The sequence below is a fragment of the Flavobacterium sp. B114r genome (assembly GCF_056824125.1).
This window is the reverse complement of record NZ_CP124858.1, coordinates 5,516,185-5,539,973: the sequence shown is the minus strand read 5'-3', so window position 1 is coordinate 5,539,973 and position 23,789 is coordinate 5,516,185. Positions and strand designations below refer to the sequence as shown.

Sequence of the window (23,789 nt, the reverse complement as noted above, 5' to 3'; positions counted from 1 at the left end):
GGACTTAGCGGTTAAATTTCAGTCAAATAAATAATAAATAAAAATATATTATAATGAACAAATACAATTATAAACTAATAGCCATTGTACTGTTGGTTGCCGGTATATGGAGTTCGTGCAAAATCACGAAATCCTATACAAAACCCACAACATCTGTAAATTATCGTCAACCTGACAACAAAGACACGATTAACATGGCAACCATGAAATGGTCGGAATTATTTACTGATCCTGCTTTGCAACAACTTATTGCTGAGGGATTGGCTGCAAATCTGGATTTGAAGATTGCGGTAGAAAGAATCAATCAGGCAGGAATCACTCTTAAACTGAGTAAAGCCGCTTTTCTACCGTCGGTAAATGGGAATTTATCCGTAAAAGAATCGAGACTGGCTTTCCCGCAAGGATTTGGACTTTTCGATCAGTCGACACAATATGATTTGGGTATTGCTGCCGGATGGGAAATAGATGTTTGGGGTAAATTAAAAAGTACTAAAAAAGGCGCCCTGGCCAATTTATTGGCTACAGATGCTGCCAAACGTGCTGTTCATACACAGCTGATTGCTGATATTGCCAATTCGTATTATGAGTTGCTAATTCTAGACGAACAACTAAAAGTGCTTAAAAAGACAGCGAAAAACAGAGAAACCGATGCAGAGACGATTAAAGTACTGTTCGAAAATTCGATTATAAATGGAGTAGCGGTGGTACAAAGTGAAGCTAATTTTTATGAAGCCGAATTGGCTATTCCGGATATCGAACAAAAGATAACCGAAACGGAACATGCTTTATGTGTACTTCTGGCAAAATCACCTTCTAAAATTGAGCGTAGTGTTCTCGAAAAGCAAAAGCTGATGTACGATCTTAAAATTGGGGTTCCTATGCAACTTTTGGCAAACAGACCAGATGTGCAACAGGCCGAATATAATTTTAGAATGGCATTTGAAGAAAGTAATGTCGCAAGAGCCTATTTTTATCCTGCTTTAAACATTAGCGGAGCGGCAGGCTTTTCAAGCTTTGGATTGAAAGACTGGTTTACAAACGGCGGACTTTTTGGTAATATCGCGGGAGGACTTACGCAGCCTATTTTTAATAAAGGAATTAATAAGGCAAGATTGGCTACTGCTTTATCCATTCAAAAAGAAGCGCTTTACAATTTTGAATTTTCAATGCTAAAAGCAAGTGAGGAAGTTTCTAATGCCTTGTCAAAATATGATAATGCCGCTTTAAAAGAAGAAAAAAGAAAGAAACAGTTAGAAGCTTTATTCAAAGCGGTAGAATTTAATAAAGAATTATTAAATAATTCAACGACTAATTATACAGATGTACTAACGGCCGAACAGAATTTATTAACCGCACAATTAAGAGGTATCGACGATCAAAGTCAGAAATTGCATGCTGTTGTAAATCTATATCGTGCGCTTGGTGGCGGCTGGAACTAAAAAAATAAAGAATTTTACGAAAAACTAAAGCCCAATTGTAAAAGATTGGGCTTTAGTTTTTTATTAATTAGCTGATTTTAAGTTGTCACCATCTTTATCATGAAGTCTTCTAAAAACGAATCCGGAAAGAATGGTCAGAAAACCTACAACTAAAAATGTATATCGAAAAGCATTGTGTATTTCGTTATGAATGAGTTTTGTATCACCCTGAAAAATTTTAAGTACTAAAAGCCCAAAAGCGATTCCAAAACCAATAGCCAGCTGTTGATTTACAGAAACCAAAGAGTTGCCACTACTCGTATGGTAAACCCTTAAATCTGCAATAGAGATCGAATTCATAGACGTAAATTGTATCGAGTTAAAGAAACCCAATACCGAGATAATGGGAATGTACCAATAAATCGAGGTATGAATAGAAGGAATGGCTAATGCGCAAATTAATACACCAATAATAAAAGTGTTGACCATTAGAGTTTTTCTGTAACCATACGTATTTAAAATCCCAATAACAGCTGATTTTCCAAACATTGCAGTAAGAGCCATAGGAGCAACAATCCATCCAGAAGTAACAGCCGATTGTCCGTAAGCGATTTGAATCATCATAGGTAATAATAACGGAATCGAACTAAAACCCAGACGCGTAGCCAGATTACCTACAATCCCGACACGAAAGGTTCTCACCTGAAATAAATTGAGAGGAAAAAGAGGGTTGTTGTCCGTAACAGCGTGGCGGTAATACCAGTACAACATCAGGAATCCTGACATTAAGATCAGTAAAACCGGGGTTAGACGAACTGTATTGCCAAATAATTCTAAAGAAATAGATAAGAGCAGTGAAGCCGCTGCAAAGATTAAAAAGCCTTTTAAATCAAAATCGATTATTGGAGATTTGTAATCCGGCATGTATTTCAGACTTAATAATATACCAATAATCCCAAAAGGAATATTGATCAGGAAAATCCAGTGCCAGGATAAATAATCGACCATATATCCGCCCACCAACGGCCCTAATACAGGACCAATTAAGGCAGGAATAATAGCAAAATTCATTGCCTTTAATAATTCTTTTTTAGGAAATGTTCTAATAAGCGCCAGTTTGCCTACCGGAGTCATTAAACTTCCTCCGATACCCTGAATAACACGCGAAAAAATCAGATGAGTTAGGTTTTGAGAAAGAGAACAAAATAAAGAGCCAATGCTAAAGAGTAACAAAGCAAAAATGAAGACTTTTTTAGTTCCAAATTTATCCGATAAAAAGCCACTAACAGGCATAAATAGTGCAAGAGTCAAAACATAACTGATAATGGCATTCTGCATATCAAGCGGCGACTCGTGGAGATCTTTGGCAATAGAAGTGATCGATGTATTAAGAATAGTAGAATCGAGCATTTGCATAAAAATGGAAGTCCCTAAAATGAGCGGTAATACTTTTTTTATTGTTTCATTGTTTTGTCCTGCAATGTTTGTATCCATATTTTAAAACTTTTTCTTTTTTTAGAATTTAAATTCGGTTACTTATAGTACGTTGAACCTGTTGCGTTTGATCTTAACCATATAGAAACATAGTTTTTGTTTATTTATAAAAAGCGTTTCACTTATTTGAAATACACATAGCTATCTGAAAGAAATGAGTTTCTTTTTGTTACTTTTTTTTCTAAATGAAAGTTATGTTTTTATGTGTTTATAAATTATACTCAACGAAAAAATTATAAAAATTTGCTTTTAATAACCATTAGTTTTTCTCTGGTCATTTCATTTATAGCATATGAAATTCCACCCATTCCGATACCTGAAGAATCCCTGCCTCCAAATGGCATCCAATCTACGCGAAATGCCGTATGATCATTAACCATAACTGCGGTAGCATTTAGTTTTTTAACGGTATCCAGAGCAATATCTATATTTTTTGTAAAAACAGCAGCCTGAAAATGAACGTCTAAAGCATTGGCTCTTTTTATTGCTTCGTCCCGATCTATAAACGGATAGATACATACCACCGGACCAAAGATTTCTTTAGTAGAAACAAGAGAATCCTCTGAAGGATTAAACAAAACAGTAGGCTGAAAAAAAGTAGCCGAAATTCTTTTTCCGCCTGTTATTAAGGTTGCTCCTTTTTTTATGGCTTCGTTCACCCATTCTTCGACACGATCAACTTCTTTAGGTGTAATAAGCGGACCTACATCTGTTTTTTTATCCAGCGGATCTCCCGTAATTAATAGTTTGGTTGCCGCTGCAAATTTTTCAATAAAAGCATCACAGATTTCCTGATTGACATACACTCTCTGAACCGAAACACAAACTTGTCCGGCATGATAAAAACCTCCTTTTACCAGAGAAGGAATCATTTCATCAAAATCAGCATCACTTTCAACAATAACGGGAGCAGCCCCGCCATGTTCTAAGGCACATCTTGTTCCGGGAGATAGCTTGCTTTTAAGATACCAGCCTACTTTTGCCGACCCAATAAAGGATAAAAAATTAATACGCGGATCTGTTACCAGTAATTCTGCGGTTTCATTGTCACACAATATCACCTGAAGCCATCCGGTAGGCAATCCTGCTTCTTTTAGAATATCGGCAAGGGCGAAACCGGATAACGGAGTTGCCGTTGCAGGTTTGAAAATTACAGGACAACCCGCAGCAATTGCGGTAACGATTTGATGAACAGCTAAATTTAAAGGATGATTAAAGGCACTTACAGCTGCTACAACTCCTATAGGTTCTTTTGATGTAAAAGCAATCCTGTTTAAAGAGGCGTCAGTAAGCCCCATTGGTATTTGTTCCCCTTTTATTTGAGATATGTGTTCTGCGGCTAATTTTACACCTTTGATAGCGCGCAGTACCTCAGCTTTAGAATCCTGCCATGGTTTTCCGCCTTCGCTTATTGCGGTAACTAATAAATCTTCGATTCGATCCGTCATTATTGAAGCTGTTTTTTCCAGTATTTCAATTTTTTTATACGCCGGAATCCAATTCGACTGATCGGTAAACAAGTTGTGAGCGGTATTGAGGACTTTGTCGATATCATTTTTACTGATTAAGGGCAATTCCTTAATAAAACTCAGATCGTATGGGGATGTTATTTCTGCAGTCGTTTTCATAGTGTCTTTTATTTTAGATCAGGACAAAACAAAGTAATTCCTAATCTGTTTTTACTATAGTATTTAATTTAAAGTTAATTAAATTAATCCTCATAACAGAGAAAAACTTCAAATAGATCACCTGATTCTGTTTGAGATTGCTCTTCTATTTTTGAATATAAATACCATAATCGCTCGGATATATTTAGAAAAACACACTGTATTTGTGTACTATAAAAATTATTAACTTTGAATTTCTAACCATAACCAATCATAAAAATGGAAAAAATCGAACACATTAATTACATCAAATCACCTATTGCAGAAGTGTATAAAGTACTGACAACACAGGAAGGTCTTGCTGCCGTCTGGACAACAGAATTGATTGTTAAGCCGGAAGTGGGGTTTATCAATGAGTTTGATTTCGACGATAATTATGATACAAAAATGAAAGTGGTCGAATTGTCTCCAAATAAAAGAATAGTATGGGAATGTGTAGATTCTGACCCGGAATGGATCGGGACAGGAATTTCATTCGACCTTACAGAAAAGGACGGAGTAACCGCGGTTGTCCTTAAACATTTTGATTGGCGCGAACTTACTGAGTTTTACCAATGGTGCAATTACAATTGGGCAATGTTTTTATTAAGTCTGAAAAGTTATTGTGAAGATGGAGAAGGAACACCTTATCAAAAAAGGAAGTTTTAGTATTACCCGGTAATAAATAGAGATAGTATAAAAGTCAATCGTATCATTTTTATACTATCTCCATTATTTAATGGGTTTGAAAAGTAAATTAGAGGATTGTTATATTTTAATAGTGGATGGTAATTGTAAAAAAATATTGTCTTGGGATTGTTCTATTTTTCGATGTGATATTTTGGATCGATTGTGATCAGAAGTCTTTTGAAAAGTTGGATCAGGCGATTTCTTACCGACTTGAGAATTAATGTCATTGCGTCGAAATTTTCTACTTCTTTTTTTGTCTTTATGGCAATAATATTGCTGATGATAGAAATTCCATCACTTACAATAAGCAAGTCCATTACGATGGTTACAAACCATTTAAAGTTGTAATTAAGTCCTATGCTCATCAATGCCAGAGCAGTTGGTATCAGCAATACAGCTAACTTGGAAACAAATCCCAGGGCTAGTTTTTTGAAGCTAAAGGCGTTGTTCAATACAATGGTTTTGATAATACCTAAAAAAGTATCCATAACCATGAGGTAAAATAATACTTTGACAATTCCGACATCCATTTCTAAGTAAATAAAAATTCCATAAAGCAATAATTTAATTTCGTTTGAATATTCTGAAATTTTTTGCATGGTAGGATTGTGTTTTTATAAATTCGAGGTCTTTATAAGTAATCTTTTGGGGTTTTTAAGCCCCAAAAGAGTATTATAGTTATTTTATATTGGTCCTTTTGGCTATTACAGCAAATTAGTTTTTGCTGATACAGTATTACTGACTGGACCTTTGTTTCCTGCTGCATCCATAGCAACAACATAAAAATTATACGTTCTGGACCTTGATAAACCACCAATAGCATAAGAAGTTACATCAGCTACTGTGGCAGCCAAAATATTATCTTTGTATATCAAGTAATTAGCAATGCCTCTTTCATCAAATGATGGAGACCATTGTAAGGCTACAAATGTTCTTCCAACGTCTGCAACTCTTAAATTTGGAGCGTTTACTGGAGCTGTTGTATCAACCGGGCGTCCTGTATATTCGATAAACTGAACTATTCTGTAAGGGTTTAATATAGAAAAAGCTTGTCCTCCACCAGCACTGCCAGAAGTTTCTGAAGTGGTTGTTCCTAACGGATTATCATCAGATCTAGTTTGATAACCACGCCCTGTAATTGCTTTTTCATAGGTATGGGTATGGGCAGGAATTTCCTCAATAGCAAGTTGTTTGCTTTTAGCTCCTCCCATGGCTTCCATAATACTAAACTCGAATTGTGAGATATCCAGACCAACAGGCATTCTTCCTCTTAAGGGCACATATTCTTCCCAACCCTCCGGAAATGGTGCAGCTTTTCCCCAAAGAGCAATCACACCCAAAGGTACAGCCGTTGCAGGTTTTTTTTCTAATTTTATGATGCGATCAATTAGCGACTCAATTAGTGTATCGCTTTTAATAATCTGATTGGCTTTGTCTAATACTAGTAAGGAACCTATAGAATCTGATGATTTTACATTCTCTAAATATACTTTTCCTCCAATATTGGTATTTTCCCAATCTGAACCATAATTTAGAGTAAGACCTGTACTAGATGCGGTACTATTATCTACCAAAGCTCTTCCTAACGGATCTGCAGGATGTCTTAATCCTCTTTTACTTGCTGAACCTAATCTAAAGTCAATCGCTCTTACATTGGCTACAGCGGCTTCGTTAGTGTCTAATTTTGATAATTTATAAATGTCTAAATCCAGATCGCCTTTCATAGCCTTTGAGCCATTAAGGGGTAAATAATTTTTAATGTCGGCCTCAACTGCGTCAATGTTAGTTTCTATTGCAGAAATATTAGTCTTAATTGAATTGATGTTTTCCTCAATTGTCTGAATAATCAGTTCAATCGTTTTGAGATCCTTAACAATTTTAAAAGGTCTTAAATCATAATAATAAACGGTTAACAGATTGTCATTATGAGAAGTGTCCGGGCGATTTGCATACTCTTCGGGGCTAATGTACTCCGCTTCATAATCAAAATAAGCAGTTTGAGATACTCCGGTTCCGTACACTAAATTGGTACCTTTTCTGGTGGTTTTTAAAAATCCGGTTGGAGCTCCTTTTTGAATAGGGTATAAAACCGCTGTTGTTTCTGGTAAAACTGCCGGAGGATTTTTTAAATTATTTTCGTCTTGCTGGATAATGGCCCAGCCTTTTGTAGCATTAGTTGCCGGAGCTATGATATAGTTTTTATCAATTTCAATACTTAAATGTGCTTTCAAAGCTCCGAATAATTCAGCTCTGTAAGCGGTTTGAAGTCTTTCTAAAGTTTCTTGCTCCAGAGGAAATCCTCCTGGATGACTAAAATTTATTTGTTTCATTTTTTTATTAATTTAAAAGGCTGTTGTTTTTATACTGCTGTTTCAATGCTGAGTTTTTTATATCTCAGCTTTTATTTTTAATTTTTCAGTGAATAGGAGTAGCTTTCATAACTTTTACCGGCCAGTTTATAGAAGTTAAGCAGATTGCTGTATTCTACATTGGCTACTTTAATAGCTTCAGTTGGTGCTGATTGATTTTCAGTTGGCTCAATCACTATCGTTTTGTTGGTTATTAAACTTTCCGGAATAAATACTCTGAAATTGGCATATGATATTGTTGTATAGTCTTCACGATGTGCGAGATAAGGAGGTTTATTGTTCCTGTTTTTATATTCATTATGCGTAAAAACTTTCAATTGCGGAATCATCAAAGCGCCTTCTGTTAAAGTACCATTTGGTAAACGAGTAGCGGGTTCGTGATACTCTTTGTGCAGATGTACGTATTGTATAGTAGGTTTTACGGATTCGTCGATATAAATCAACTCTTCTAATCGTTTTTGTTCTGTACTTAAATTAGGATTGTAGTTTTTAGTTGGGTTATAAGTCTCGTTCAGTACTTTTTCCAGATAAATAATCTGTCCGGTATGCTGCATTTTATAGAGTGTTTCTTCATAAATGGTATGAATGGGTGTCAGCAAAACATCGAGCCAGTCAATATGAGTTTTTTTTCTAAGAATAGGAGGGATGAGCCACAATAACAGCTTTTCCCATTTTAAAACGGTGTATTTATTCATTGTATATATATTAGACTATTGTTTATCTCTGAAGAATGTGTAGGGAATGTAGTTGAGCTCAACCTGAAGCGTATCCATATCAAAATAACCTGAATTCGGAATAAAATATTCGATATTGGTAGCATCTTTATATTCCGGATTTTGTTGGTCATTAGGATTTTTTGCCCAGGTGGTTTCAACCTTTTTCAATATCGGAATCTTAACTCCTGATGCTTTCTGAATAGCGTCAACCAGATAGGTTTTGACAAAAGCGCCATTAAACTCAATATTTTTCAAATGATCATTGACAGCATCAGTTATCGGAAATATTGTATTGTTTAAGATTAAGGAACCGTTTGCCGGATCTAGTGGGTTTTCTAGGAACGCTTCTTCGTATTGCTTTAATTTGTTTTTTTCTTCTTCAGTTAAATCCCTGCTGATACTTTTTAACTGATAGTATCCAATGTCTTTGGGATGAATATAAATAGTTAGAGGATCTATGTAAACATTCAAAGTCATTTTTAGATTATCTCCCTGGTCAGAAGTAATATATACCTGATTTCCTGCATCTTTTATTTTAGCGATATATTCCTTAAAAGCATAAAGTTCGTTAGGAACATCAATTCTAGAAATTTTATCGTCTTTTACAGTGGCGACTTTTATAAAAACAACACCAACTTTATTATGGAAATAATCCGAAAAAATTTCTTTTATATCTCCTATTTCTTCCTTGGGTTTTAATACCGTTTCCAAGTCAATTTCGCTTACCGCACAATGTTTGATTATTTTAGCAGCCTCAATTTCGGTGTCGGTGAGTTCTGCGGTGTCAAATTGATAAGCACCTTCTTTCCAAATCAGCGATATTCTGTTGTTCGAATCCGGATCTAAAGGCATCCCGTAATGAAAATTCAAAGCCTGTTCGCGATACCAGTTTAAGGTGTGAGGCCTTGAAATCAGGGCGTTTTTTTCGACTATTTTTTCGTGTATCCAGATCGCGGTAGCGACGATGTTGATCCAGAGTTTCCAAATCGCAGCTTTTGAGTCTGTTAAGCCGTTTAAAGAGGATTGTTTCTTTTTCTCATCCAGAATTTCGTTCTGTATTTCAGCAATTGTACGTGCCATATTTTAATTTTTAGATATAGTTTAGCCTGTAAGACATGTGTAATATGCTTATAGATAATTTTTTATGTTTTTTTTGTAAATACTACAGAAGTGTAGTTTTCTTTAGAGATTTCTAAAAGCAGAGGTTTAAATGTATCCGAAAATCTGCCTATTGATAGCCAACGTTTCCAGCAATCAACATTGAAGTTATGAATTAATAAATGATAAAATCATCTTCGATAATCATATAGTCAATTCCGGAGAAATTATCCAGTAAATACTGTTCCTCGTCTGTAATAGAAGTGGCAGGTTTTAAATTTCGGGCATTGTAATATTCGACAATATCCTTTTTAAAAGCTTCCCTGCCAATTTTTAAATCTTCATAAACAGAAATATCATCAGTAAGGTTAAATTGATTATTGTCTTCTAAAAGGTCGAATACTTTCTCTATACTTCCGTATTCCTGCAAAGAGATGTCAAAAATGTTTTGGTTTTCCTGTGGTTTAATAGTTTCCATCGATTTTAATGTTTTGTAAATCGTTGACATCTAATGTTTTTACAAAAAAGTTGTCATACGATAATTGTTTGTCTATTTCGTTTTCTAGTCTTAGCCTGGAGGTTGCATCCGGACTGTTGATGTATTTTTTGATTCCTACTCCCAGAATCGGAAACTCTTTATAACTTCCTTTCTGGCTTAACAATAGATGTTCTATGTTTTGCTGATCTGCCTGTTTCAGGGCGAAATCTCCATCTGTAATTAACAAGTCTTCATCTATGATAAAATCTTTCATATACCGTTATTATTTGTTGTTTTATTAATGAATACTTCTTTTTGAATCTGCGCGCCATATCAAAAAGATGCTATTTTATTTGATACTGTAAAAATACACCGCGATTTGCCTTTAACCAAGATTTTTGAGGTTCCTAATCAGTAGTTTCAGTAAGTTGTTGTTTGTGTTTAATTGTCTGATTTTTAGAAATTTATTATTCTTTTTTTTGAATTAAAAATAATGTTTTCATGCGATTGGGATAATCATTTCTGTAATCACTTTAAAAATCATTTTTATAATATTATTTTTAAGCGTATTGAGTTTTATTTTTGAAATTCCGGTAGTTTGAAGTGCTTGCAATGTCACCAAATCCAATTGGCTTTTTAGAAGCCATTCTAATTCTTCTTCGGTTAAATCCCCTATAGAAAAAAGAAACATCCAGCGTTCCAGTTTTTCTTTGGAGGTTTCTAAAAATGCGTTTAAATCCTTTTCTAATTCGGTTTTATTCTCTTTATAACTTTTGGTTATAATAACTTTCAGTTTGTCTTTTAGTTCTTCTATTAATAGATCATTGTTCATAGTTTTAAGTATTGCTGTTGATTAAATCCCAAAGGGCATCTTTTGATTCTTTGTCTTTTTTAATTTCGTATTGAATCAGCAAATCCACAGCCTCTAAAACCTGTTTTTTGGATTCCTCTATAAAGGTTGGAGATAAAACTTCTTTCGTTTTCCACCGTTGGAAGAAACCTGCCAAAAGATTTTTTTCTTTGTCGTTTAGGATTTTCCACATCGCAAAAGTGATTTCGTTATTGGGTTTACTTTTTTCATATTCGGTCAATTTTTCAATGTTCAGAAATAAAACTTCAATTGCTTCTTTATTTGAAGTGTAAGGCGTACTTGCCTGACTCATTAATTTCGAAGTTTCTACCTTTATCTCTGTTGTTTTTTGATAAGAATAATGATCGAAAAGGGCTGTTTTGGTTGAGGTACAGGAAGTAATTACAAAAGAAACGGCAATTAGAAAAGTGAGGTGTCTTAATTTTAAATGTTTCATCTGATTATTTGTATAAGATTACATAGTTTTTTCTGTCACGTTTTAGTTTACTGAGCACTTTCCAGTCGCTGTATCCTTTTTTATCAAAGTGCGGAAGATCTTTAAAGGTTTTCCAGTCTCCGCCCCAGTTCCAATTGTGTTTCTTGAAAATTTCGACACATTCCTGCCAGTCCGAAATTTGGTCACCATCCCAGTCTTTTGCCGTATCCCAGGAAGCTGTTTTACCATCTATAATCAGACAAATGTCTATCGCAAAGCCATAATTGTGAATAGATTGTCCGCCTTTTGCATTAGTTACTTTTTTTCCGGGTTTCGTTCTGCCAAAAGCATAAAGGTCTTCCTGTTCCTGAAAAGTTCTGAGACTTTGCGTAATATGTACTTTTGCGCGTCCGATTAATGCCAGATCGCATTCTTCGATGATTTTAGTCACTTCTTCCCTGACAGAAGGATGCAGTAAATCGATGTGTTTTTTTGTTGTTTGATCCATATTTGTGTGTATTAAAGATTTCAAATTTTGAGAATAAAAAGCCTTTCCTGATAGTTTAACGACAATCAGGATTTTTATGCTGCAATAAGATTATTTGTGTTTAAGGATTTATTTACGGTTAAGAAAAACTTGTAAATAAAGCTTGAAAAGTTCCTTTTTTGTGATCACATTTAAGAGGTGAAACACGTTTTAATAACACTGTAAAAATACGCCGAAATAGCGTGTTTGAAAAATAATATGGAGTTGTAAGTCAGTAGTTTCAGTAGAAGATGTTTTGCTTTTTGTAGCTTTGTTTTGTCACTTGAAACAAATAGATGACAAAAAAAAAACCGTTTTTCTTGAATTGAAAAACGGGTTTGTAATAAATTATATTTTTGCAATTGAATTTAATCAATACTTAAAAACATAGGTTTGTTTTCATCCAGACATTCTTTCGCAATTAAATAGATGTCATTAAAAGCTACTAAGCGACCATCTGTTGGAGCTTGATTCCTTGTGTCAACTTTAATTTCTTTATCGAAGACTAAAATATTATATCCATCTTTTGCAAGTTTTCTGATAGATAATAAGTGATTTATTTCACGTTCAAAGACTGTCTTTATTCCTGAAACTTCTTCCATTGATAATTCGACATCCATTATTCCCTTTTTGCTAGCTTTTTCTGGAATTACTTCTTTTAATACATCTAAAATAATAGAGTATTTTAAATCTAGGTTTTCATTACTTCCCCATTTTCTGTTTTTAGATTCTAAATCAACAGGATAGAAATCCCTATTAGTTTTTTCTTTAATAGTTGAATTACTAATAAATATCCAATCTCCGTTTTCGTATAAATGATTTCCCATTTTTATTCTTTTAAAAATTTAACAATGACCTCTTCTCTTGACCATTCTTTTTGAAATTCAACCTTGGTATATCCGTTATCTTTCGCCCATCCTCCAGTAATAGTTTCAAAAGCAGCTTTCTTTTCATCCATTCCACTATCTATGGCTTTCAAAAACTTTTTAAGATTAATAGATTCTCCACCGTAATGTGCATAATATGCGGGATATTTAATCCAAACACCAAACATACCGCTTATTTCAGGTACTTTTTTGCTGTTTTTCATAAAAGTATGTGCGTCATCAAAAATTATTTGTCCTAAACCGCTATATTGCTCATTAATTTTTGGTGGAATATTAAAATCAAGATATAAAATTTCTTCATTTTGTTTTACAGTCAAATCATATTTTTTTGCAGATTCGCTATCTAGTAATTTCATTTCGCACTTTAGGTCAGTTTTACTACCTTTTTTAATCGTTCCAGCTTCTCTTAGAGCGTTAAACTCGTAAGTAATTCCTTTTTTAGCGCCATATCGCATATTTCGAGTAATATAAGCTACGTTTTCGCCTGATTCGTCAACTAGTTGAATTTTATTTGCAATTCCTAACTGATTTATATCCGCTAAAGTAATTATTTTACGATTATCGATCATTGTTTGTTTTACAAATTTTTCAAACTGTTTCTCAGTCATCTTTGAAACATCTTTTCCTGTTTGAACTTCAACAATTTTGTTTGCTTCCTCAATAACCTTTCTTGTTTCTTTCGCATCTTTTGCTGTTTCTGCCAATTCAGCCGCTGCATTTCCTTCCTTTGCCATTTTTGATAAATTAGGTAATCCAAAAGAAGCAAGATCTGCTGTTACACTAAAAGCGATCCAGAGATTGGCTAGCCAACCATAACCATTTTTATGCCATTTTTCTAAAGTACCATTACTTAACATAGCATAATGAGTAGCGTCTTTTGCTAAAACAATTCCTGCAAGTGCTCTCGCTGTCATAGGTGCTCCTTTTGCCAAAACAATACGCAATGCACCAACCGCAGATAATAAACTCAATAAATCTGTGGCAATATTAAACAAATCCCAGTTTGATTGTTTAGTAGCCATATTATGAAGCTTTAAGGCAATAACAAACGTATTTTCGTCGCCTATTTGATCGCCCAAATCTCCCAGTTTTGTACCAAAGTTTAATTTTGCTAATGGATTAAATGGTTTCCATTCAATATAATGCTCAAAAACGGGTACTTCGTAGACTCCTGGAGGGTTTATTCTATCAAGATCTTTTGCACTTATCGAAGCTCTAGCTTTTCCAATTGTTTCAGTCTTATCCGTTTTTTTACAATTATCGATCAAAATGTTATTTCCTGACCAAGCAGTTTTTATATGCGTATCTCTAAATAAATAATAACTGTTGTCAAAATACACAGTATCTGTTGGTTTTGAATTGTCAAATTCAGCAACTAAATGAGTTACAAATCGAAGTAGATCTTGGAGTTCATCACCTTGTAGCTTTCTGTATATATTGCATAACAAGTCTGAGTCTCTAAGAATTATATACAAACTTTGCCTGTCTTTTATTGCGTAAAGAATTTGTAAAACAGCTTTGTCTTCATTTGTACCAACCGACCCTCCAAGTAAATACATATCATTTAAAATAAGATCCAGATGTTTGTATAAATCCGAATCGTCCATTTTTCCAAATAAAATTTTAGGATATGATTGATAGATGACGTCTAGTTGGTTAGGATCATTTTTAGCGTCTTTTATTTTTTTAATATATAAATCAATGACAGCTTTGTTACCAGTATCGCTATATTTAATTCCTAAAGACTTAAAAAGGGCCATAAAAAGATCAAAATCATGAACGGTAAATTTGAATGCGGTTTGAGTTAAATCATTATTGAAAATAGTTAGTATAAAATCGGTTTGTTCACTTCCGATTTCAATAAATGCCTGAAAAGTATTTGCTATCAAATTTATCCCCTTAAACTGATTCGATTTTAAAAGAATTCCAGCTTGTTTTACATTTCCCTGACTATCATCATAAGTGAACTCTTCGAAACCATCAGGAATACTGTTTGGAATATCAACTAAATCATGAAAAAACATGTGCTCATGAACTTCTCCAATTTTATTTTTAATGCTTTCTATAATTTTTGATAACGAAACCAAATTAGTGCTGTTATTTATGTTAGAAGTGCTAGCATACTTAATCATCTCGTCAGTATTTTTATCATCCTCAATCTGCTGACGCCAAATACCCAGCATAATTTGCCTAAACCTGGCCATTTCAGAAGCACTGGTATCTTTTAGTTCTATTGTATGGTTTTTAATAATCATTGGGATAGTTTTTTAGGAAAGGGCAAAAAAGGTGTTGTTACAGTATTTCTACTTTAACAGGTTTCGGCTGGATATGATCTGAGAATGCTGTGGTAATATTGAGACGTAAATCGTCTTCTTGTTCTATTTTGGCATCGCCGCCCAAATAACAGTTTTTGAATAATACTTCGAGAGCTTTAAACTCGTCCATTTTAGAAGCTTGCAATACGGCAGAACGAATGCTCATATCCGGTTTTTTAAAATAGGCAAACAAAGTCGTTTTGTCGTCATCTGCAATGGTCAGTTTTACTACTTTTTTATGTTTGTATTTCCATTGGTTGAGTTGCGCCTGAGTGATGTTTCCGTCAAGAACGTCGATGTTTTTTGAGTTTTCTGTTTCCATTTTAAAATTCTTTTATTGTTTTTATGATAGGGTAAATTGGTATCGGATTGAGTGGTGTCTTTTGCGTTTATTCTATTGCAATAACAAAGAATTAGCGGACACATGCATAAATGTCATATTCAGCTATAATTGCTGATTGACGTTTTATTTTTAATAGAAATTGAATTATTAAGAGATGCAGATTTTAAAAAAAAAGAGACTGCCTGAGTTATTGTTTTGGGGTTGAATAATCTCGAGGCAGCCTCTTGAAGAAGATGCCCTGCTTAAAGCGGACTAATAAAGAGCTTATAGAATAAGTTTGCTGGCAAAAATCATGTTCTTTGAACTCCTTTTTTGCATACCGCAATTGATATTGGTTTTCTCTTTTTAGTCGGTTTTAAAGACAGGGAAGGGTATTATAATGTTAGGAATTTATCGGGATGATTAATTCCATTCAACATGAGAACAGATCAAGTCAAAAGATACCGCAATTTTAGTATCTCCCTGACTAATTCCTCTGCTGTTTGAGTTGAATTCGCAGTTTCTAACAGTGTGTGTGATTACTTCGTTACTGTCGTCCAGGTAACTTACAATGATGCTGAACGGATTGATGTCCTGCAATCTTTGTCCTTTTGGTAAAGCGGCTAAAATAGCTTCTACTTCGTAATTGTATAAAGTAATTGAAGCTTTTGCCTCGTATTTTCCTCTACCTCTGTGTACCGGCATATCTCCGGCTCCGTAATGGTTTTCTTTAGAAACTGAGTCGCTATAGTTTACAGCTGTAATTCCGGTAACGATATTACCTGCAATACTTACTTCAATAGATGACCAGCTGTGTTGTTGTCCGTTAATTAAGGGTAATTTATTCATATGTATCTTGATTTGTTTTTTATAATCCCGATAACGCTCGGGAGCTATCATTTTGATTAATTGTTTTTTAGAGTAACTCAATTATCGTGATAGTAGTGGTGAATTTTTGTTGTTAATGAATGATAAGAAATCGTATAAATTATGCTTTATCGATTCCGAATGGATTTTTAAATCCTAAATCAACCATAATTTTACGGGCAGTTCCAATTGGAGTAATTTCAGCTTTTACTTTTAATTCTGAAGTGGCTAAAATGTTTTGTTTTGGATCAACATAAACATCAAAATCAGAAACTTCCTGATTGCCTACCATTCCTTCTAAAGCAGATCTGCATAAACCTTCAAAGCTTTTTGAAACAGATTGAGGCAGTTTACCATCAATATCTACTAAAACCGGAGAAGCCAATTTTGGCAATAAAGCGGTACGTAATAAACGAGTAGCTTTATTGATTGTACGGTTGTTTTCGACATAAGCAAAGTCTAAAGTTCCAACAGTACAGGTGTGGCTGTCGTTAAAATAAAGACCAGGTAAACCAGTGTGCGTTTTTGTAAAAATGAATCTTTTTTCGTTTAATTCTCTTAAAGTGCCAAGATCCTTAATTTCTTTTCCGCCTACAAAACCAGCTTTGGCAAAACCTTCACCAGTTAGATTGAATTTTTCGATCCAGGCAATGTTTTCAGATACTTTTGCTTTAGAAATGGCACCTAATGCTAATCCAACTGCTGCTGAATTTTTGTATTTACTTGCTTTTTCCAAATCCATAGCCACAACTACAGATACGTTTTCAGAATCTGATCCGGCTAAAGAAGCTGCATCAACAGTAAAACCTTTTCCTTCTAAAATAATTTCAAAAGGCATATAATCTGCATAAGCAAGATCAGCTTGAGTTTGCGCTGCTAAAACTGCAGCTTGAGTTTGTGCAAATGTGGTTGCTCCGGAATAGATAATGGCCATTTGACGAATATTTCCGTTTGCTTTTTCCTGCATGTCCATTGCTTTAGCAACAATGTCCTCATAAGAAGTGGCAGCAGTTTTCATAATATATAAATCACCGGAAGGATTCATTCTGAAAAATTGCTGAATTTGATAGTAAACAGACTGACCACTTACATCATATTGTTCTGTAATACCTAAGGCTTCGGCATCTTCTAATGATGCTAAACGTTTTACTGTGTCAGATTCTAATTCTAATTTTAATTCAGGCAAAATCCCGGTAGGTTCATCAAAAAGTAATCCTGAAACCATGTCCTGCTCCGGACTTCTTCTTCCTAATCCGCCTGATAGTTTGGTAATCACTACATCGTTTAATGTACTCATAATATAAATTGTTTTAAGTGTTGAAAATTTGTTCTTGTTTTTTGCCCGAAAAAAGGCAAAAGAAGGGCCGTAACAAGTTGTTGAATTTGTTATGAATCAGCTATTTATTATGTTAAAAATGATATTCGTAATCGGGAATCCAAAAAGTAGAAAGGGTATTTTTGGACGTGGTATAAAAACCGGTTTTTCAATTGGATCCTGTTCTTGGCCAGGAGATAAACTTGCTTTTGATATCGAGTACAAATTTAAGGCTCAAGGTTGCTTTTTCCAATTTTTTTAATCGTCAAAACCAGTAGTTTCAGTGCTTTAAGCTCTGGCCTCTGTAGCGAGTCCTTCGTTTATAATGGTGTAGATAGTACGCTCTGTGAGGAACAAAGTATCCGAAAGTTCAGATACTACAACTTTCATTTGTTTAGCTTGATTTCTATTTAGATAGTTGATCACATACTCTCTCCTTTTGTCTAATAGTGTTCTGCTTCTCTTCATGTTTTGGGTTTTAAAAAGATAGGTTGATTTTATTTATGATTTGGCTTCGTGTGCTGCGGTATTTTTATGCCATGTAATTTTATTTGATTGCTTATTGAGATTAAGTAGTGGTTTTTAAATCAATATTTCCTTCGACCTGATTAGGGTTTATTCCAATTATTCCAGATTCTAAGTCATATCCTAATTCCTCCAGTTCTTCATTACTTAAACCATTATTAAAAAGGATGTATTTCTTTTTTAAGATATTTTCTATTAAGGTGGTTTTGTACGTGATCTCCCAAATAAAAAAATCATTTTTGTTCCAGTACGTGTGTTCGTTTGTACATTGTTTTTCTCTTATCTTAAACGTTGAGTTAGTATCTATAGCAGCATTACTGTTGCTTTTAGACAATACTGCTTTGTCTATTCGCTGGGCAATATCAAACGCATTTGCATAACTTGTAGAAGAAATAGTTGCTACAGGTAATATTAGATACAGACAAAATGATACATCTGCTTTGTAGTTTTTTTCAGAAGATGTTTCCCAGTCTACGGTATCATATTTAAACATTACTACCGGTGTTTCAATAGCATCTTTAAAAATGGCATCACTATAAAGTTGAACTATTGGTGCATTAGAAGTGAACTCTGTTTCGATTGCGTTCTTTTTTTCGGTATAAAAATCTTTTAGAATCATATGGTGGATTATTTTTGACAAATATACAACATATGTTTTGATTTGTACAACATATTACGATGAAAAATGCAGTAATTTCAGTAATATGATTTAGTTTTTTATATTGACTATTAGAGTAATACAGTAAGAAAAAGGCTTTAAATGTCTTTATGTTCAGCTGTTACGTAAAATAAATAGAAAAGAATGCTATTATTTATGATATATTTTTTAGTTTTGCAACATATAGTGGAATGTGTATTATTGTTTAAAACATATTACATAATTAAAACAAATGCAACAACATGGAAATACATACTAAGATAAAACGTATTATAGACGAGCTGAAGTTAAATAATAACTCATTTGCGAAGTTAATAGGAGTAACCAGTACTACAATAGATAGTATCACTATTGGAAGATTGCAGTCTGACGGAGAAAGAAAAAGGACAAAGCCAGGTTTTGATTTGCTGCAAAGTATCATTACGCATTGTAATGTAAACCCGGACTATTTTTTTGGAAATAGTGATGAAATTTTCGCCAATAAAACAACTGGCGAAGTGGGGCTGAATCTACCTAAGATTATAACGGTAAATGAAGACGGGGAGGAGAATATTAATTTTGTCGGAGTAAAAGCAAGAGCAGGTTATTTAGACGGTTATTCTGATCCGGAATATATGGAAAGTCTTCCGTCATTCAGTATGCCAATGTTAAAAAACGGTACCTACAGATGTTTTGAAATAAAAGGAAACTCGATGTCGACAACCATTCATGACGGCGATTACCTTTTTGGGAAATACGTCGATAATTTTGATGATATCCTTGACGGAAGAATTTATGTTATTATCAGTAAGAATGATGGAGTAGTAGTAAAAAGGGTTTTAAACCGAATCAGGGAAAGTGGAAAATTAATCCTGAAATCCGACAACAGAGACGGAAATTACCCAATGTATTCTATTTATGCCGAGGATATTCTGGAAGTTTGGTACGCAAGCATGTATGCTTCTAAGCAAATGCCCGATCCTATTAATATCTATGAAAAGATTCACGATCTCGAAAGTAAATTTTATGAAATGGAAGAGACTTTGAGAAAAAAATTAAACTAATATTTTTCTAAATAAAATGAGACTTTGAAATATTAGACTTTGAGATTTTTTAAAATAAAAAAAAGCATCTCTTACGTTGAAACGTAATAGGTGCTTTTTCATTTTAAAACGAGAACTTTTAAGAAATGCTTCCGGTTCCCGTTCCGGTTTGGGCTGATGCAGAACCTGTTGTAGTTACTGTGGTGGTTACGGTTCCTGATTTGACAAACGCCTCGATTGCAGTTGCTAATTTTGCTGCAAGGTTATCGATAGACGACGCGTTATCTGTTTTTTCTTTTTCCTCTTTTAAAAGAGCTTTTATTGATCCTTCTAAACCTGATTTATTTAAAGCCATTGTTATTTTATTTTAATAGTTGTGCTAATTTTTCTTTTATTCCTGTAAGCTGAGTAGAATTGATTGGAGGACCTGAAGGACCAACTGGTGTGGGAACGGTAATTTTAACTATTTCATCAATCAGCCCATTTAGCTCGGTGAGTAAATTTTTTCCTTCGGCATTAATTTTAAATTTATCATCCATTTCTAAAGTTAATTTACCCTTAATAAATGAAGTTTTGGTATCTGAAATTAAAGCTTCAAAACCGTCTTTAATGATGACTTTTGCTTCTTTATCTTTTAAATTAAAGATGGTATTTCCTTTATTGAGATTAATTTCGGTCTGTAATTCGTCAAATGTTATTTTTTGTTTTTCAGTACCTTCTTTATCTAAAAATTGTATTGCTGCCTTTGAATTTTCTCCAGAAGAAAGGGAGAAATTTAAACGCTCTTTAATATCTTCACCATTAACAGTACTTAAAATAGTTTGCTGCTGATTTCCATTAAAGATGTTCTTAGCAATTTCTTTACCATTTTCATCATAGAAAGACGTGGTAATATTTGAATCTTTTTTGCCGCTAAATTCTATTTGAGCAATATTTTTGTAAGTAGGCTTTGCAGTTGATGATGCATTATTTTCGCTGGATTGTTTGAATAACATTTGGAATTTATCTACTTCAGTATTGATTTCCAGATATTGATTTTCATCATTCTTGAATCGAATAAAAGAACGTTCAATTTCAGAAAATTGCGAAACAAACGCTCTCGTTTCGACTCCATCTATAATGGTAGCCAAAACCCAACTGTCTTTTTTAGGAATAATAATAATTCCTTGTTCTGCATCGAGGATTGAAGCTTTCAATCGTACGTTTTTAAGTATGGCACCATCAGCGCGCATGATGTTTACGGTATAAGCATCTTCAGGATTATGGAGCGATGCTGTTTCTGTGTTTATTTCGATGACTTTTGCAGCAAAAGTCTCAATAATTTGATTTTTACCAGCGACATCTTTTATTAAATCTGTTATATTTCCCATTTTGTGTTTTTATACTGTTTCTACTCTTCGTCCTATATAAATCTTTTGCCTATAGCCGTTTTCGCCATAACTTCGTTCTACTTTTTCGACCTGAAAAGTGCCGTTTTTTTCTTTGTCCTTGGCGTTTTCCAAAATTACCTTGTCTGTAGGTCTTACGAATGGTTCACCAAAAGTTAGGAAATAGCCTTCAAATCCGCTTGGTTTCGATTGCATGGCCCTTGAAGCGGCATATTGGTACAATGCTGCAGCAACTTCTGTTGTTGCTTTTTTGAAAGCCGCAGGATCATTAGGCAAATCATCGTTGTCATTATGCAATACATGGGTTTTGACTAATTGCCCATTCGGATCACCTAATTCGATATAAATTGGCGTATTCGAATTTTTAAAGTATTTTTCTACTCTGGTACGGGTATTCTTTGTCGTTTCATTTACCGCGACTAGTTTGTCTTCGATAATATTGTAACGAAATCTAAAACGTACTTTTCCCAGAAAACCTCCCGAAACAGATTGCGCTATTTTATTGAACTGTGCACTTAAAAGACTAAGTCCTTGGTTGATTAGTTTTTTGACCAATGCTCCCGCTAACGGACTTTTAATGAAATTTCGATCAATAAAGCTGGCTAATTCGGCTGTAGTATGCTGTTGTGGGTTATTCGTAATTGTAAGTACAGGAGCCAGGTTTTCGGTTTTAAAATACGTATAAATTCCTTTGTCTTTAAGCATCTCGAAAACCTGAGCTAAACTTTGGTTTCTGTTAATCATGACATTCCCCAATTCTTCGTCAAGCGCATTTACTTTAAAAGGTAGTTTTAGTTCTTTGATTCTTTTTTCGAAGAAAGTTTTAGGATTAAAGCTTTCAATATTTGTTGTAGGGTTGGTTGCTACAATATTCAAAATATCCTTTTTATCCTGAACATCATCGTCTTTTACGGCTTTTACTTTTTTAAACGCATACATCGCATCCTCGCAGGTAATGACAGCATGGATATCAGTTTGTACTCCTGTGATATAACCTCTGAAAGCCGGTTTGTAATCGCCATCATAGCCTAAAAATATTTCGATAAAATTTTCGAGTTTAAAAAAATCGTAAATTGATTTTTCTTCTCCGCTGGCGTTGGCAAATAAGTTTTGATCAAATCCTTTAGTATCGGTATATACTTTTTGCGGCATTACAATAGTCGCCGTATCCGTAAGGGATTTGTACGAACTGCTGATGTCTACATTTTTGACATAAGTAAATTCATAATATTTAGGAGTGGGGATGAGTCGTACCGTTTCGTAGACTCTGATTTTGGCATTTAGGTTAAGCATTGTCTCTGATTATTAGTTCAACGGTTTCATCTGATGTAGCACTGGCCGTAAATTTTTGAATGTTTTTTGTTCCTGAAATCGAAGGGATAGCGTAGGAGTCGATCACTAATTCGTAAATACCAAATCGGTTTAAGATGGCATGCGTTACTCTTAGAGCATAAGGGGCATTCAGGAATTGTTTCAGTAAAAAAAGCTTTTCTTTTGGGTATTCATCTCCGGTTTCATTCGCGATTAGTCCGTCTATAGAAATACTAAAATCACCATTTGTAATATGTTCCTTGATGGTTGAATCACGTCCTTCGATTCCTTCTTTTTTGATGACTTTCGAACGGTTTAGGTTGACAGTAACAGCATCTATTCGTAAACTGGGTAAATTAAGGTCTTTTTTTACCAATGGCTCAAAAACCAAAGGAGCGAAGACTCTCAGGTTAAATTCGCCTCCGGTTTTATCGATAATAAAATCTTTCGATTCTGATTCGTTGTAGTTAATGCCTGTATATTCGGTTTCTTTGGTGGCTAAAATTTCGTTTACATTAAAATTGAATTTCATAATGATTTATTTTTTTGTTTTTAATTTGAAAATGTTTGGGCAAAGGCGGTCATGAATGTGTTTTCCATTCTTTTCTCTTTGTGTTTTTGTAACCACAAAGCTTCTTCAAGCAGTTTATAAAACTCATCCATTGCTAATTGATAAGGATCGACATGAAAAGCATACCGAATAAGTGCTGCTGATTTTTTGAACTCGTCTTTTTGCGGTGTTGTATCGATGAAGAATTCACTATCGTTTTTGATCATGGCGACAATAGAATTTCCTGCCGAAAGCATGAATTCATCATCGTAATTTTCTGTATCCAGGACACATTCCTGAAATAAAAACAGAATTGCTTCATGGGGATTGTCCTTGTATTTATTTTGATAATTAAGAAATGTAGTGAAAGTTGGCTTTTTGCAATAAGCAGTAATTATTTGATCATCAGAGGTCAGCTTTAATACTGTACCGTATTTTTCTTTTAGTTTTTGCAGTGTTGTTTGGTCTGGCATTTTTATGGTTTTAGAGATTGTGAGATTAAATGTTGCTGTCTCTGCTTTCTTTTTTTAGGACTTCGGTGAGACTCTCATTTTTTTCGGATACGCTTAGAGGCGTGATGTTAAAACTTTCTATAAAAATGTTTCCCTCTGTGGTTTGTCCCAAGGGATTTTTGAAATTTCTCATGTCTGGTGTTTTAGGCGTTTCTCCTAAGTCTCTTGGTGTATAATCCATGATGGGTGAATGTTTAATGGTTAATATGATTATTGAAGGTATTGTCTACAGATGAGGTATCCATTCTCAAAAAAAAATGAAAATAAAGTGCATTATTATGTCTGTTTTGGGATGCTAATAGTGGTTATTAGAGTATGTAAAAATAGGGCAGAAGTGGGTGAAAAACGAAAAATTGAGCTGTCGTTTTCAGTAGTTTCAGTAGAATGTAAATAGTG

Annotated in this window: 27 protein-coding genes; 3 read left to right on the top strand and 24 right to left on the bottom strand. The window is 34.1% G+C overall.

Annotated elements, in window-relative coordinates; all coding sequences use genetic code 11:
* Positions 1-53 precede the first annotated feature (53 nt).
* A complete protein-coding gene (locus QLQ94_RS23045; RefSeq protein ID WP_427402451.1) occupies positions 54-1,439 on the top strand; it encodes an efflux transporter outer membrane subunit in 1,386 nt (461 codons plus the stop codon).
* Between the two features lie 63 nt (positions 1,440-1,502).
* On the opposite strand, the gene QLQ94_RS23040 is transcribed toward QLQ94_RS23045, so the two are convergent.
* Together QLQ94_RS23040 and QLQ94_RS23035 are read right to left on the bottom strand one after the other, a co-directional pair.
* Positions 1,503-2,912: an MFS transporter gene (locus tag QLQ94_RS23040; protein WP_271336260.1), complete on the bottom strand. Its 1,410-nt coding sequence runs from the start codon at positions 2,910-2,912 to the stop codon at positions 1,503-1,505.
* A gap of 233 nt (positions 2,913-3,145) precedes the next feature.
* A complete protein-coding gene (locus QLQ94_RS23035; protein WP_271336259.1) occupies positions 3,146-4,540 on the bottom strand; it encodes an aldehyde dehydrogenase family protein in 1,395 nt (464 codons plus the stop codon).
* A gap of 258 nt (positions 4,541-4,798) precedes the next feature.
* Between QLQ94_RS23035 and QLQ94_RS23030 the strand changes: the two genes are divergently transcribed.
* Entirely contained in the window at positions 4,799-5,227 is a 429-nt protein-coding gene (locus tag QLQ94_RS23030; RefSeq protein ID WP_271336258.1) for an SRPBCC family protein, read from the top strand.
* A gap of 152 nt (positions 5,228-5,379) precedes the next feature.
* On the opposite strand, the gene QLQ94_RS23025 is transcribed toward QLQ94_RS23030, so the two are convergent.
* From QLQ94_RS23025 to QLQ94_RS22950, 16 genes are all read right to left on the bottom strand, one after another.
* Positions 5,380-5,847, bottom strand: a complete 468-nt coding sequence (locus QLQ94_RS23025; RefSeq protein ID WP_271336257.1) for a phage holin family protein — start codon at positions 5,845-5,847, stop codon at positions 5,380-5,382.
* A 105-nt stretch (positions 5,848-5,952) separates the two neighbouring features.
* Positions 5,953-7,578, bottom strand: a complete 1,626-nt coding sequence (locus QLQ94_RS23020) for a fibronectin type III domain-containing protein (RefSeq protein ID WP_271336256.1) — start codon at positions 7,576-7,578, stop codon at positions 5,953-5,955.
* Between the two features lie 77 nt (positions 7,579-7,655).
* The gene (locus tag QLQ94_RS23015) at positions 7,656-8,312 is read right to left on the bottom strand and encodes a hypothetical protein (RefSeq protein ID WP_482498657.1); all 657 of its coding nucleotides are present in this window, start codon (positions 8,310-8,312) and stop codon (positions 7,656-7,658) included.
* Between the two features lie 15 nt (positions 8,313-8,327).
* Positions 8,328-9,413: a hypothetical protein gene (locus QLQ94_RS23010; protein WP_271336254.1), complete on the bottom strand. Its 1,086-nt coding sequence runs from the start codon at positions 9,411-9,413 to the stop codon at positions 8,328-8,330.
* Positions 9,414-9,606: 193 nt separating this feature from the next.
* A complete protein-coding gene (locus QLQ94_RS23005; protein ID WP_271336253.1) occupies positions 9,607-9,909 on the bottom strand; it encodes a hypothetical protein in 303 nt (100 codons plus the stop codon).
* A complete protein-coding gene (locus QLQ94_RS23000) occupies positions 9,896-10,183 on the bottom strand; it encodes a hypothetical protein (protein ID WP_271336252.1) in 288 nt (95 codons plus the stop codon). The genes QLQ94_RS23005 and QLQ94_RS23000 overlap by 14 nt, the downstream gene beginning before the upstream one ends.
* Before the next feature lie 225 nt (positions 10,184-10,408).
* Positions 10,409-10,741 (bottom strand): hypothetical protein, encoded by a 333-nt coding sequence (locus QLQ94_RS22995; protein WP_271336251.1) that lies wholly within the window; start codon positions 10,739-10,741, stop codon positions 10,409-10,411.
* Positions 10,742-10,745: 4 nt separating this feature from the next.
* A complete protein-coding gene (locus tag QLQ94_RS22990; protein WP_271336250.1) occupies positions 10,746-11,216 on the bottom strand; it encodes a hypothetical protein in 471 nt (156 codons plus the stop codon).
* A 4-nt stretch (positions 11,217-11,220) separates the two neighbouring features.
* Complete coding sequence (locus QLQ94_RS22985; protein WP_271336249.1) at positions 11,221-11,703, bottom strand: M15 family metallopeptidase; 483 nt, start codon at positions 11,701-11,703, stop codon at positions 11,221-11,223.
* Between the two features lie 386 nt (positions 11,704-12,089).
* On the bottom strand, positions 12,090-12,548 hold the full coding sequence (locus QLQ94_RS22980; protein WP_271336248.1) for a hypothetical protein: 459 nt from the start codon (positions 12,546-12,548) through the stop codon (positions 12,090-12,092).
* Between the two features lie 2 nt (positions 12,549-12,550).
* Positions 12,551-14,863, bottom strand: coding sequence for a hypothetical protein (locus QLQ94_RS22975; protein ID WP_427402446.1), 2,313 nt, complete (start codon positions 14,861-14,863; stop codon positions 12,551-12,553).
* Between the two features lie 37 nt (positions 14,864-14,900).
* Positions 14,901-15,245 carry a hypothetical protein gene (locus QLQ94_RS22970; protein ID WP_271336246.1) on the bottom strand — a complete coding sequence of 115 codons (345 nt, stop codon included), beginning with the start codon at positions 15,243-15,245 and terminating at the stop codon, positions 14,901-14,903.
* A gap of 423 nt (positions 15,246-15,668) precedes the next feature.
* On the bottom strand, positions 15,669-16,094 hold the full coding sequence (locus tag QLQ94_RS22965) for a hypothetical protein (protein ID WP_035684757.1): 426 nt from the start codon (positions 16,092-16,094) through the stop codon (positions 15,669-15,671).
* 139 nt (positions 16,095-16,233) lie between these two features.
* On the bottom strand, positions 16,234-17,409 hold the full coding sequence (locus QLQ94_RS22960) for a DUF2586 domain-containing protein (RefSeq protein WP_482498653.1): 1,176 nt from the start codon (positions 17,407-17,409) through the stop codon (positions 16,234-16,236).
* Positions 17,410-17,715: 306 nt separating this feature from the next.
* A complete protein-coding gene (locus QLQ94_RS22955) occupies positions 17,716-17,895 on the bottom strand; it encodes a hypothetical protein (protein WP_065450601.1) in 180 nt (59 codons plus the stop codon).
* Positions 17,896-17,995: 100 nt separating this feature from the next.
* Positions 17,996-18,571: a hypothetical protein gene (locus QLQ94_RS22950; protein WP_482498651.1), complete on the bottom strand. Its 576-nt coding sequence runs from the start codon at positions 18,569-18,571 to the stop codon at positions 17,996-17,998.
* 281 nt (positions 18,572-18,852) lie between these two features.
* Here QLQ94_RS22950 and QLQ94_RS22945 point away from each other — a divergent pair, with 281 nt between their 5' ends.
* The gene (locus QLQ94_RS22945; RefSeq protein WP_271336242.1) at positions 18,853-19,653 is read left to right on the top strand and encodes an XRE family transcriptional regulator; all 801 of its coding nucleotides are present in this window, start codon (positions 18,853-18,855) and stop codon (positions 19,651-19,653) included.
* Positions 19,654-19,771: 118 nt separating this feature from the next.
* Here the strand turns inward: QLQ94_RS22945 and QLQ94_RS22940 are convergent, their stop codons facing one another.
* Genes QLQ94_RS22940 through QLQ94_RS22915 form a run of 6 tightly spaced genes read right to left on the bottom strand, consistent with a single transcriptional unit; the run spans position 19,772 to position 23,574 of the window.
* Positions 19,772-19,987, bottom strand: a complete 216-nt coding sequence (locus QLQ94_RS22940; RefSeq protein ID WP_271336241.1) for a hypothetical protein — start codon at positions 19,985-19,987, stop codon at positions 19,772-19,774.
* A gap of 7 nt (positions 19,988-19,994) precedes the next feature.
* Positions 19,995-21,002, bottom strand: a complete 1,008-nt coding sequence (locus QLQ94_RS22935) for a hypothetical protein (RefSeq protein WP_271336240.1) — start codon at positions 21,000-21,002, stop codon at positions 19,995-19,997.
* Between the two features lie 9 nt (positions 21,003-21,011).
* Positions 21,012-22,313 (bottom strand): hypothetical protein, encoded by a 1,302-nt coding sequence (locus tag QLQ94_RS22930; protein WP_427402442.1) that lies wholly within the window; start codon positions 22,311-22,313, stop codon positions 21,012-21,014.
* Complete coding sequence (locus QLQ94_RS22925) at positions 22,306-22,863, bottom strand: DUF6046 domain-containing protein (RefSeq protein WP_427402441.1); 558 nt, start codon at positions 22,861-22,863, stop codon at positions 22,306-22,308. Before QLQ94_RS22925 ends, QLQ94_RS22930 begins: the two co-directional genes overlap by 8 nt.
* Before the next feature lie 20 nt (positions 22,864-22,883).
* Complete coding sequence (locus QLQ94_RS22920) at positions 22,884-23,354, bottom strand: hypothetical protein (protein WP_427402440.1); 471 nt, start codon at positions 23,352-23,354, stop codon at positions 22,884-22,886.
* A 25-nt stretch (positions 23,355-23,379) separates the two neighbouring features.
* On the bottom strand, positions 23,380-23,574 hold the full coding sequence (locus QLQ94_RS22915; RefSeq protein WP_482498647.1) for a hypothetical protein: 195 nt from the start codon (positions 23,572-23,574) through the stop codon (positions 23,380-23,382).
* Positions 23,575-23,789: the final 215 nt, after the last annotated feature.